Annotated in this window: 8 protein-coding genes; 4 read left to right on the top strand and 4 right to left on the bottom strand. The window is 40.1% G+C overall.

Annotation, left to right across the window (positions count from 1 at the left end; all coding sequences use genetic code 11):
• Window positions 1-225: 225 nt before the first annotated feature.
• The 4 genes from ABTV71_RS04760 to ABTV71_RS04745 form a co-directional block, all read right to left on the bottom strand.
• A complete protein-coding gene (locus ABTV71_RS04760) occupies window positions 226-753 on the bottom strand; it encodes a hypothetical protein (RefSeq protein WP_183078800.1) in 528 nt (175 codons plus the stop codon).
• Window positions 754-1,018: 265 nt separating this feature from the next.
• Window positions 1,019-2,338 carry a sensor histidine kinase gene (locus ABTV71_RS04755; protein WP_121126295.1) on the bottom strand — a complete coding sequence of 440 codons (1,320 nt, stop codon included), beginning with the start codon at window positions 2,336-2,338 and terminating at the stop codon, window positions 1,019-1,021.
• A gap of 3 nt (window positions 2,339-2,341) precedes the next feature.
• The gene (locus ABTV71_RS04750; protein WP_121126294.1) at window positions 2,342-3,703 is read right to left on the bottom strand and encodes a sigma-54-dependent transcriptional regulator; all 1,362 of its coding nucleotides are present in this window, start codon (window positions 3,701-3,703) and stop codon (window positions 2,342-2,344) included.
• Between the two features lie 31 nt (window positions 3,704-3,734).
• Complete coding sequence (locus ABTV71_RS04745) at window positions 3,735-5,117, bottom strand: TolC family protein (protein ID WP_433902385.1); 1,383 nt, start codon at window positions 5,115-5,117, stop codon at window positions 3,735-3,737.
• 325 nt (window positions 5,118-5,442) lie between these two features.
• Between ABTV71_RS04745 and ABTV71_RS04740 the strand changes: the two genes are divergently transcribed.
• From ABTV71_RS04740 to ABTV71_RS04725, 4 genes are all read left to right on the top strand, one after another.
• Complete coding sequence (locus ABTV71_RS04740) at window positions 5,443-6,696, top strand: efflux RND transporter periplasmic adaptor subunit (RefSeq protein ID WP_121126292.1); 1,254 nt, start codon at window positions 5,443-5,445, stop codon at window positions 6,694-6,696.
• Between the two features lie 35 nt (window positions 6,697-6,731).
• Window positions 6,732-9,098: an ABC transporter permease gene (locus ABTV71_RS04735; protein ID WP_433902384.1), complete on the top strand. Its 2,367-nt coding sequence runs from the start codon at window positions 6,732-6,734 to the stop codon at window positions 9,096-9,098.
• A gap of 101 nt (window positions 9,099-9,199) precedes the next feature.
• Window positions 9,200-9,883 (top strand): ABC transporter ATP-binding protein, encoded by a 684-nt coding sequence (locus ABTV71_RS04730; RefSeq protein WP_104385115.1) that lies wholly within the window; start codon window positions 9,200-9,202, stop codon window positions 9,881-9,883.
• Window positions 9,884-9,986: 103 nt separating this feature from the next.
• On the top strand, window positions 9,987-12,404 hold the full coding sequence (locus ABTV71_RS04725; protein ID WP_433902383.1) for an ABC transporter permease: 2,418 nt from the start codon (window positions 9,987-9,989) through the stop codon (window positions 12,402-12,404).
• The last annotated feature ends 29 nt before the right edge of the window (window positions 12,405-12,433 follow it).

Here is a 12,433-nt window from a genome sequence, read left to right as displayed (position 1 = left end):
CTCTCCCTTTAGCCAGCTTCCCCTTTCATAAATATCAATAATAGCATCTGATTGATGCTATTATCATTCTGTGACCACAATAGATTTGAGTCCACGTCAAGTCCGCCTTTGTTAAGTGAGATCATTATGCTGACAAGATGCCCACGTTCCGGTCATAAAACGAAGCTAAAGCTTCAGCGATCTCATTAACTTTACGCAAAGCTTGTAGGAAGTAAAGAGAACAAACTAAAACCTGATCAGAAAATTTTCCTTTCGTTGTCCGGCCCTAAAAAAGACCAAACCAATTCGATACAGATCGATCGTGACAACGACGCGATCATCATCCCTGAGCTTGTTCCAATAGTCTTCCCGTTCGACCGACAAATGGGGCTCGTTTACAATCAGCATATCACGTTCACCGACAACAGCCAGAAAATCCAGATCGAGAGTTGTTTGGTCGATATAATAGATCTTCCTAAAAGAATAACTTCCGGCCTTCTGCTTAAATAACTTCTCATAACTCGCTGGAAGCTCTTCAGTCAAAAACATAAACTGATCATAGGCAAAAGTCTTTAGCAGACGGCAGACCAGCAGATATTTTTTTATCTCCGCCTTCCCTCCCATGCTGACTTCCTGGGGCAAGTTTAAGATCTCATCAGGATCATCTTGCTGATAAATTACTTCATCCACCAATTTATAAACAAACGGAGAATGTGTCCCATGACGGCTATGGGATATGAAATAATGGCGCCAGTACTTCAGGTGGTAGTTCATTGGCTGCAAACATCGAAAAATTTACATTGATATACAATTAAATTCGTGCGCTGTACTGCACTTTTCATTATCTAAAGCCTTATAAAAGCACTTTTCATATTCAAATTCCGGAAATAGTTGATCGTAGTTTGCACATAGCAATTTCGCTTTTACGAATTATTTCACATGGAACATTAAATCACAAAGACAGGAACAAACCGTTTAAGTCCCACCTGGAGCACGGGAAAATTCTGCAGGTAAAAATATATTGCATTTGTGAAATACGTTAAAATTGAAGTATAAAAGCACTACCTTCTCCCTCCACACTGTTAAGAAAAATGGTGCCCTTATGCAGCAACATAATTTGCTTGCTCAGCGTTAAGCCAACCCCTGTGCCCGTTTTCTTTGTCGTAAAAAAAGGGGTGAATATCTGCTCCTGGAGATCAGCGGGAATTCCAGAACCATTATCTTCGATGCGAACCTGCACCTTCCCGTCTATTTCCAATGCGGACAAACTAATGTATGCATCTTCCCTGGTCTTTACCGCATCGATGGCATTCAGCATCAAATTGATAATAACTTGTTCAATCAGATTGACATCAGCATAAAGTATCAAACGCGTATTCTTTAAGATAATATCCACATCGATATTTTTTTGAATCAATGTCGGCTCGAGCAGCTGATAGATATGTTCAAATAGCTGGGAAACCTGAATAGGTGCCACCTGTGGCTGATCCACTTTGTTGATCATGCGGTAGCTTTTTGCAAAATGCAGCAGTCCTTCACTACGGCGTTTGATGGTGGATATACCTGTTTTTAGGTCTTCAATATCCTCATGTCCTCTAAAATGATCCAAACGGCCATTGAGCGTTTCGGCCAACGAACTAATCGGCGCAATAGAATTCATGATCTCGTGCGTAAGCACACGCAATAATTTATGCCAGGCTTTTGTCTCAGTCTCGTCGATGGCTTCATTGATATTTTGATAAACAACAATACGGAATACAGCATCCTGGGTCTCAAAACTAGAGCTCTGGATCAACAGTTTGATCTTCCCTTTGCTTGATTGAATGGGTTCCATCTGCTGTTGGCCATTGTCCAGCAGCATCGTTTTTTCATAGAGGTCAGGATTCTTCTTTTTTAACCCGGCGATATTTCCGAGGTGTGGCAGATGAAACAGCTGTTTAAAGGCATCGTTCACCCACATTACTTTTCCCGTGTCCATTTCATAAAAGATAATGGCCGAGTTAAGCATATTGATGACACGATCGAGGTACTGGTGCTGTATTTCCTGCTTAATACTAATTTCCTTATACGTTTCGTTAATCTGGTTAAAAGCGCGGAAAAGCTGCCCTTCGACCGATTTTGGATTTTTAACCAAAAAGCGTCGTGTGAAGTCACGATATTTGACTGCTTCGGCAAATTCCACAAGCTGCCTTTCCAAAAAATTATATTGGGCATAGAGATTGAAACCTAGATACAGCATTATGCAAAGGATCAATGCAGCTTGCATGTACTCATGCGTCATCAACAGGTAGGCACCGACAACCGAAGCTGCCAAAAGCAAAATAATCTTAATTACATTTAAAACTTTTCCATGTCTCATAGACTAGATATCGTATTTCTCCAGACGTCTATAGAGCGCGGCGCGCGTTAGCCCCAATTCCTTTGCAGCTTTACTGATATTGCCGTTATAACGTTCGATGGCTGATTTGATGGCTTTCCGCTCCAATTCTTCCAGATTTTGGCTACTGGATACGGATTCAACAACGACCTGCTCCGCCTGTTGTTCAATGGGTGAGAAAAATAGATCATTTCCTGCAATGCTTACCTGATCAGCCATAATGACCGCCCGTTCAATGCTATATTGTAACTCACGAACATTTCCCGGAAAATGGTAAGCAAAAAGCTTTTTTATGGCATCAGGTTCAAACCCCTCGATCCGCTTATTATATTTTTTGGCATAGATATCCAGAAAATGTATGGCCAATAATCTAATATCTTCTCCTCTTTCACGTAAAGGTGGTACCTGAATCTCCACGGTATTGATCCGATAAATCAAATCCTTTCGAAAACGGCTTTCGTCAGCTAGGTGTTTCAGAGATACATTTGTCGCCGAGATGAGTCGTATATCCACAGGGATAGGTTGGTAAGAACCCAGCGGCGTAACCTGCCGGTTTTGCAGTACAGTCAATAGTTTGGCCTGCTGCTGCAAGGAGATATTACCGATTTCGTCCAGAAACAAAGTCCCACCATTTGCCGCTTCGAAACGCCCCTGACGATCCTCCCGAGCATCTGTAAACGCCCCTTTTTTATAGCCGAAAAGCTCACTTTCAAATAACGTTTCTGTCAGCGCTCCCACATCAACTTTCACATAGACCTGATCCGAGCGTAACGAGCGCCGTTGAATCGCCTGTGCAATCAAATCCTTACCTGTACCATTTTCACCCAAAATCAAGATATTGGCATCCGTGGGAGCTATTTTCTCCAGCTTATATTGCAGTTCGTCCATAACCGGGGAGTTACCGATCAGATCCAGCGTATTGCTCGAACGTAAAAGCGAATTTTTATTTTTCTTCTCTCTATTTTTTGATTCGGCCAGCACGCTTTCAATGGTTGCCAGCAACTGCTCGTTTTCCCAGGGCTTGACCACAAAATCAGCGGCGCCCTGTTTCAGCGATTTCACAGCAAGGTCTACTGCCCCATAGGCTGTAATCATAATCACATGAATCTGGGGAAACTTTTCCTTGATCCGGGACAACCAATATAATCCTTCATTTCCGGTATTGATGGTACTTTTGAAATTCATATCCAGAAGCACAAGGTCATAAGGCATTTTTTCCAAATGCCCAATCAGGTTTTCTGGATTAGGTTCGACTTGCACATGGCTAACTTTAGGTTTTAGCAAAATCCTTGCTGCAGTAAGTAAATCTTGGTCATCGTCGACAACTAAAATAGATGCTTTTTTCATATTCCCTGGCTTCTTTCAGACACTAAGATAACTATAAATTTAACGAGCCTGCGTAATAATCATTGATATATTTTTGTAACAACCATTCATACTGCTTGACAACCAATTGGATCTGGCTATTATCATACTTGGTCTTCGCCGTTAAAAATATAACTGAATTGCTGTTCCCCAGTTCGAATACAACTTTGGCAATGCGAAATGATTCGGCAAAGTTTGTGTTCTGCTCCTGCAATTGTGTGATTGTATTGCTCGCATTTTTCAGGTTAAAAACCGCATTTGCAGTCTCAGCTCTCAAGTTATTCAGCGCAATCCCGCGTTGAAATTTGCTTGATTCCAAATCTAATTTAGCCAGTTTAACATCATTCCTAACCTTAAATCTGTTAAAAATGGGGATTGAAAGATTTAATGATACATACTTACCAATATTATTTCGCATCTGATACCAATAATCCCCTTCCATTCCATTTTTGGAATAATTTGAGTTCAATCCACCATTTAACGATAAAGAAGGCCAATAGGAGGATTGTGCTATCTTGATATTCTTTTCGGCCGCTTTAATTTTCCAATCCAGCGCCGGAATATTGGGAAGATTCTCCGTTGCCAATTTATAAAGTGTTGTAGGATCCATCTTTTGTGCATCAGCTTTTAATTCCAATGCCTGCAAATCGCCCAATTGCGCCTCATCTACATTTAAAAAACCAGCTAGCTTTACACGATTCGTATAAAGGATCTGTTTATTGCTTTCGATCATATTAATATCGTTAGCAAGTTGCCCTTTCAGATCATAATAATCTCCTGGGTTAATTGCACCTTCTTTTTGCATCGCTTCTGCACGACGTACCTGCTCACGCGTGACCTCTGTTTGCATCTCCGATTGCTTCAACACATCTTGTGCTGTCAACACTTGAATATAAGCTGTAATAACATCCAGTTTCAACGCGTTAACTTGCGAATCAAACTCAAGTTTTCCCGCGTTTTTCGCATCTGCTTTCATACGGATATCGTTCAATATACGAAATCCATTAAAAACAGGTATATTGGTTTCCAAACCAAAATAACCTGTGGAATTGTTTCTAGTAATAAATTGATTCGTAGTATTATCAATCGAGCGACCTGAATTTAGCTTTTGCTCAAGATTACCATTTAAACTTGGCAATCGATTCGATTTGGCCTGTGAAAGATTAACCTCTGCACGTTTAACAGCTAATTCATTTTGTAATAAGGTTGGATTGGCTTTTATCGCCAATTGGATACATTCGGCCAAGCTGCGTTTTGTATCCTGCTTATCTCCGTTAGTGGCAGCTTCTATTTTTAAAGCATCCCTCTCCCCTGTTCCTTGTTCAGTCTGCTGTGCGTCAACTTTCAGATAAGTCAGTAAAAAACACAATGTACTATATATATAGATTCTCTTCATATCCACTTTTTTGTTTTCCAAGCAGACCATCGCCATGCCAAACAATAAAATTTCTGATTATCAACAACATATACAAAGCCGCTATCCATCAATGTCCAAGTTCGTACAATCGACTGTCCGATATTGAACACCTACACAATCTTATTAAAAAACAATAAAAATAAACGGTAAAAATCATAGATAATCCCCAGGTTGTACGCCATCGTACATGAAGTGTCCGCTATCGAACACCGATCAGCAGCACAAACAAAATAAACAATTAAAAATCAACAGGTTAAATTATTGGCACAGCTTTCATAGTTACATAGCAAATTGATATTAAATTATGGACAGACCTTTAGAAAAGAAGAAGTGGAATAGCAAACGCATCATGACCATCGTAGGGATTGCTGGCATCGTTGGATTAATCGGTGCTAGTTTTTACTTTACCTCGGGCAAAAGCAAGCTAAATGTAGAAGCGGACCGTATCTCTATTGTCGAAATAAAAAATGGTAACTTTCAGGAATTCATTCCAATCAATGGTACAGTGCTTCCAATCAGCAGCATTTATCTAGATGCTTCTGTAGGTGGTCGTGTGGAGGAGAAATTTGTTGAAGATGGTACTGTCTTAAAAAAGGGTGATCCAATTATGCGTTTATCCAATACAGATCAAGAACTCACATTGGTTCAACAGGAAACTCAAGTATTAAACCTTTTGACACAGTCGCAGATCGCTCAGACCAATGCGCAACAAGCATCTATTAACAACCGTAACCAGATGGCAGATGTCGAGCAAGCTTTTAGAGAAGCCGAACGTATCTATAACTTAAACAAGAAATTACTTTCGGAAAAGGCTATTGGATCACAGGAATTTGAAAAATCAAAAAATGAATATAATTACCAAAAGGAACGGGTCAATCTAACCAAACAGATTCTAAAACAAGACGAAATATCCAACGCGCAAAAAACGAATCAGGACAGACAGACCTACCAGCGTACACAGAGTGCATTGGAGTTAATGAAACGGAAAATTGGTGACCTGATTGTCCGGGCACCGGTTGACGGTCAGTTAACAGCCTTTGATGCTGAAATCGGACAGAACAAAAATGCTGGTGAGCGTCTCGGACAGATCGACGTACTGACCGGATTTAAAGTACGTGCTGATATCGACGAACATTATATCAACCGCATTTTCCCAGACCTCCAGGGTGAGTTTTCCATCGGTGACAAAACCTACAAGCTTCGTATTAAAAAGGTATACACACAGGTAACCAATGGCCGGTTCCAGGTCGATATGGAATTTATCAGTGAAGTGCCCAAAGGAATCCGTCGTGGACAGACTTTACAGATACGTCTCGCCCTAAGTGATGAAACGAAAGCATTATTATTAGCCAAAGGTGGATTTTATCAACAAACGGGGGGCAACTGGATCTTCAAATTGGATAAAAATGGCAGCACCGCGTATCGTGTAGACATACAACTGGGCAGACAGAACCCCGAATATTATGAAGTGATCAAAGGATTGCAACCCGGAGACAAAGTAGTTGTATCGAGTTACGAGACCTATGATAAAGTACAGGAATTAAGTATCAAGCGATAAATTTGAATAAGCAACACCAATTACGCAATACCACAATGATAAAGAACTTTATAAAAACAGCCTTTCGCAACCTTTGGAAAACCAAAGGGTACAGCTTTCTCAATATTTTTGGGTTAGCAATTGGCATTGCTGCGGCAGCACTGATTTTTTTATGGGTAGAAAATCAGTTGAGTTATAACGATAACTTCCCAAATAAAAAAAACATCTACACCATCAAATCAAAACAAACCTATGATGGTGCAACCTATGTTTTCGAATCAACCCCTGGGCCTCTAGCAGAGAGTATAGCAAAGGAGATTCCAGGCATTAAACATACCGTACGTATGGGCTGGGGCACACCTTTACTATTTTCTGTAGGTGATAACAATCTATTTCAAACTGGATTATATAGCGATCCCAATATTGCGGACGTGCTTTCTTTAGAATTTTTAGAAGGAGACCGTAAAACGGCATTCGATCAGGTCAATAATCTCATTTTATCGGAAACTGGTGCAAAAAAATTATTTGGCAATCAGCCTGCCTTAGGAAAAACAGTAAAAGTCAATAACAAGGAACTTTATATTGTATCCGGAATTGTGAAAGATCTTCCTCAAAACAGTAGCTATATTTTTCAATGGCTTATACCGTTTAAAAAAATTGTCAGTACAAGTGAATGGTTAACCCGATGGGACAACAATAGTATCCAAACATTAGTACAAATTGACGACAATGCTAATGTTGATCAAATTAACAAACAGCTCATGAACTACGTCAAAAATAAAACCAATGGTGAGGTTACTTTTTCACAAAACTTTCTCTATCCGATGGAAAGATTAGTTACCTATAATGTTTTTGACAAAAGCGGCAATGAGATCGAAGGAGGCATAAAGAATATCCGTCTATTTAGCATTATTGCCTGGATAGTCCTACTGATAGCCTGTATTAATTTTATGAATCTGGCGACTGCTCGATCAGAAAAAAGAGCGAAAGAAGTCGGTATGCGCAAAGTTGTTGGCGCAAGTCGTCAATCGTTGATTGGTCAATTTTTAGCAGAATCTTTAGTACTAGCCTCTATTTCCTCTTTGGTCGCTATTTTATTAATCTATATTTTTATTCGACCATTTAATACCATGATTGGTCAGGAGCTTCAGGTTAATTTATTAAAGCCACTCCATCTCATTTTTCTTGTAGCGATTACATTAATCTGCGGTTTATTCGCCGGAAGCTACCCTGCATTCTTCCTGTCTGCTTTTAAACCACTATCTACGATCAAAGGAGCAAAGCAGAAAGCTGGGACCGGAAGTCTTATCCGTAAGGGACTGGTTGTTTTACAATATACCGCATCAGTTGTACTGATCATTTGTACCATTATCATTTATCAGCAGATACAACATAACAAAAATAGAGACTTAGGCTTTGATAAAAGCCAGGTATTGACCACCCCATTACAAGGAGACATGGCCAAACATCTCCCTCTGATCAAAAATCAATTACTAGCCACAGGACTAGTAGATCATGCCGGGGTCAGTGATATGAATATCCTAAACATTAATTCTAATAGTTCCGGTTTTACCTGGGAGGGAAAAAATTCCAAAACGGATATCCTCATTGGAATGCTACGTTCAGATGAAGGCCTTATCCCTGCCTTAGATCTAAAAATACTGGATGGCAGAAACTTTCACCCTAATTTACTAGGCGATAGTACGTCAATCATTATCAATGAAACACTTGCTAAATTAATCCGCAAAGATGGCCATGTGGCGGGCAGGATAATTAGCTACGGGGAAGAAAGATTTACCATTGCTGGAGTCGTCAAAAACTTTGTTTATAACAACGTGTATGCTGATCCAGACCCCATGCTATTTTTACCGATAAGCCGGGAAAATGGTATCTTAAATATCCGGACAAAAGCAGGAATTGACCTGCCACAAGCTATTCAGCAAATTGAAAAGATTATTGTAAAAAATAATCCAGGATTTCCTTTCGATTACAAATTCTTGGATGAAACCTTCAATAGCAAATTTCAGGCTGAACTGTTTATACAGCAGTTATCCAGCGTATTTGCCATCATATCCATTATCATTTCGTGCTTGGGACTATTTGGTTTAGCCGCCTTTGCCACAGAACAACGCGCTAAGGAAATCAGTATCCGCAAAGTACTCGGAGCGTCAGTCTCTGGGCTTATCCAGATGCTCAATCGCGAATTTATTATCCTGATAGGTATCTCCTGTATCATTGCATTTCCAATTGCCTGGATTTTTATGCACAAATGGCTGGCAGACTATGCGCATCATATCACAATTTCCTGGACAGTTTTTGTGTTGAGCGGACTAACCGCAATAGTAATAGCTTTATTGACAATAAGTTCACAGGCCTTTAAAGCTGCAGTTGCCAATCCGACCAAAACACTCCGAGACGAATAAACAGACAAATAAACACGATAAAGAATATTTTTTAAACAGAATAATAACTGCCCAAAGCTGTTGCCAAGGGCCCAAAACATAAAACCATGAGCGCAAAAAATATGATTAAAATAACCAATCTCCAAAAGTACTACCGCACGGAAGAAGTGGAGACTGTGGCATTGAACAATTTGAACATTCACGTAAAAGAGGGGGAATTTGTCGCCGTGATGGGGCCATCTGGCTGCGGCAAATCAACCTTACTGAATATTATCGGTTTATTGGATGATTTGGATGAGGGAAGCTACCTATTCAACGAAATTGAAGTCGCCAAATTCAAAGAACGTGGCCGTTCAGATTTGCGCAAGCACAATATTGGTTTTGTATTTCAGAGCTTTAATTTGATTGATGAGCTGACCGTATTTGAAAACGTAGAACTTCCTCTTGTCTATACCAACGTACCTGCGGCAGAACGGAAGAAACGTGTCGAGGAAGTATTGGAGAAAGTACAGATCATGCACCGCCGCAACCACTTTCCACAGCAGTTGTCTGGTGGTCAACAACAACGTGTAGCTGTCGCCCGTGCGGTTGTCAATAATCCGAAATTAATTCTTGCCGATGAGCCTACCGGTAACCTGGATTCCAACAACGGTAATGAAGTGATGCAGCTCTTAACCGAATTGAACGAAGCTGGTACAACCATCGTGATGGTAACACACAGTGAGCACGACGCCAAATTTTCGGATCGTGTCATTCGCATGCTGGATGGACAGGTTATTATGGAAACAACATCATTAGGATCCTAGCAAAGTTAGCGGCCCATTTTAAGGACAAGAAATATTCTTAAAGACCTAAAGCGCTTACCAATAGAGAATCAAGAGCTATTAAACGAGTTTAAAGTATAAAACGATGAAAGGTTTAAAATTAATTTTAAGACAATGGGGACGTAACCGCCTGTTTACCCTCCTTAATATCATCGGTCTAGCGATCGGGATCAGCGCAAGCTGGATTGTATTTCGGATTGTGAACTATGAATTTAGTTTTAACCAGAATCATCCCGACAAGGAAAGGATTTATAAACTTTACTCCGCCTTTAAGGAAGGTGAAAATATCCATCGTTTTGATGGCACTCCCTACCCTCTTGGTACTTATCTGGGTGCTAATTTAAAGAAAGATCTGACCGGCTTGGAATTGGTTGCACCGATCGCTAATCGATCATTTGAAAGCATCAAGGTTAAGCGTTCCGACAATGAAACGTTGGAGTTCAATGAGCAGGACAAAATTGTCGCAGCCACTACGGACTATTTCAAACTTGTTCCCTATAAATGGATCGTTGGTAATCCAAATACCGCACTTAAAAACAACAATGAAGTTATCCTGACGGGCTCCCGCGCAAAACAATATTTTCCCGATGCAGATTTAAAATCCCTTCTTGGCAAAACAATACAATACGATGATCAGCTTCTTACGGTAACCGGGGTTGTTGCCGACTTAGACTATCCGAGTAGTTTTGTCGACAAAGAATTTATCCGTGTAAAGCCCAATCCTCAGGAAGCAGACAATTGGGAGAATTCAAGTTCAAATTTCCATGTTTATGTTAAATTAACTGAAAACGGAAGTCCCGCGCAAGTAATTCGTACTGCAACCAAAAAGTTCAATGAGATGGTCGGAGACAAATTCAAACAGTATAGTATAATGGCTGGTTACGAATTAGCTCCGCTTACTGGATTACATTTCAATAAATTTGTCTTAAACAGTAGTGACAAGCAGGTCATGTTTGGACTTATTGGCATTGCGGCATTTTTGCTCATACTAGCCGGCATTAATTACATCAACTTGACCACCGCCCGTGTTCCTGCCAGAGCCAGGGAAATCGGTATTCGAAAAACATTGGGAGAGCAGCCCCGGCAGCTGACATTGTCTTTTATCAAAGAAACATTTTTTACCTGTCTATTTGGGCTATTATTTTCCTGGCCATTGGTCAAAATATTTGAACTTACGTTTAGTTCATATCTCCCGGAAAATATAAATGCTTATTCTGATGGTTTATCCGTTTTTATCTTTCTATTGGGGCTTATTATCCTACTCACGTTGATTTCCAGCCTGTATCCAGCTTACCTCATCAATAAGGTACATGTCGTAGAAGCCATCAAAATCCATGCAGCAGACAAAATTTCGTTTGGTGGTATTTCGCTCAGAAAGATCCTCATTGTCTTTCAATTTGTAATCGCTCAGGCTTTTGTCGTATTGACAGTGATCATGGGTTTGCAGCTACAACATGCCTTAAATAGCGATGTTGGCTTTCAGGATGATGCTGTTATTACCCTCAAACTGCCCTATAAAAAGGCCGAAGATTCAGGTAAAAGTCCGTTTCTATTGAAAGAGCTCCTTCAAAAATATCCTGAAATCGACCAGGTTTCGCTAGGACACCTCCCAATGAATAACGATCAATGGGGAAATAATATCATGATGCAGAGCGATACCGGTCAGATCTTGGTCAATATGCCTTTTAAATATATCGAGGAAAATTACCTGGATGTATTCAAAATGAAATTACTGGCCGGACGACCCCTCAAACTTTCGGATACAACATCAGGAATACTGATCAATCAAAAGGCCATTAGTAAGTTTGGATTTAAAACTCCGGTGGAAGCACTCGGAAAAACCGTAACTGTAAACGATCGTCCAACCACAATTGTAGGCATACTGGCCGATTTCCACAACTTTAATCTACACGCTCCATTAGAGCCCCTTGCTATGCAAATATCAACAGACAAGGGCACGCTGCAGAATATTAATATCAAATTAAATGGAGATCCTAAAAAATGGCACCAGGCGATTGCATCCATCAAGACCGAATGGAAAAACGTATATCCCAATGCACCATTTACCTACCAATTTTATGATCAGCGGATCAAAGATCTCTATGAGAAAGATTATCGCTTTTATAAAATAATCAATTTGTCAACCTCAATTACCATTTTATTAAGCTGCTTGGGATTGATTGGTTTAGTGACATTAACGACGCATCAACGGACAAAAGAGATCGGTATCCGAAAAATTTTGGGAAGTACGGTCAGCGGAATTGTGTTACTGTTATCAAAAGATTATATCAAACTAATTGTTATCTCGATCCTAATTGCTACACCGATTGCCTGGTTGGCGATTGACAAATGGCTAACAGACTTTGCTTTTAAAATAGAGCTCAGCTGGTGGATGTTTATCCTTCCGGCGATAGTAACTATTGGCGTAGCATTTTTAGCCATGAGCTATCAATCCGTCAGTGCTGCCCGTGCAAATCCAGTAGATAGTTTAAGAGATGAATAAAGAAGCACTTTATAAAAAATAAACCCAAT

This window comes from Sphingobacterium puteale, from assembly GCF_050986225.1.
In the GTDB taxonomy this organism is placed as follows: Bacteria; Bacteroidota; Bacteroidia; order Sphingobacteriales; family Sphingobacteriaceae; genus Sphingobacterium; species Sphingobacterium puteale.
This window is presented reverse-complemented; position numbering and strand designations above follow the sequence as displayed.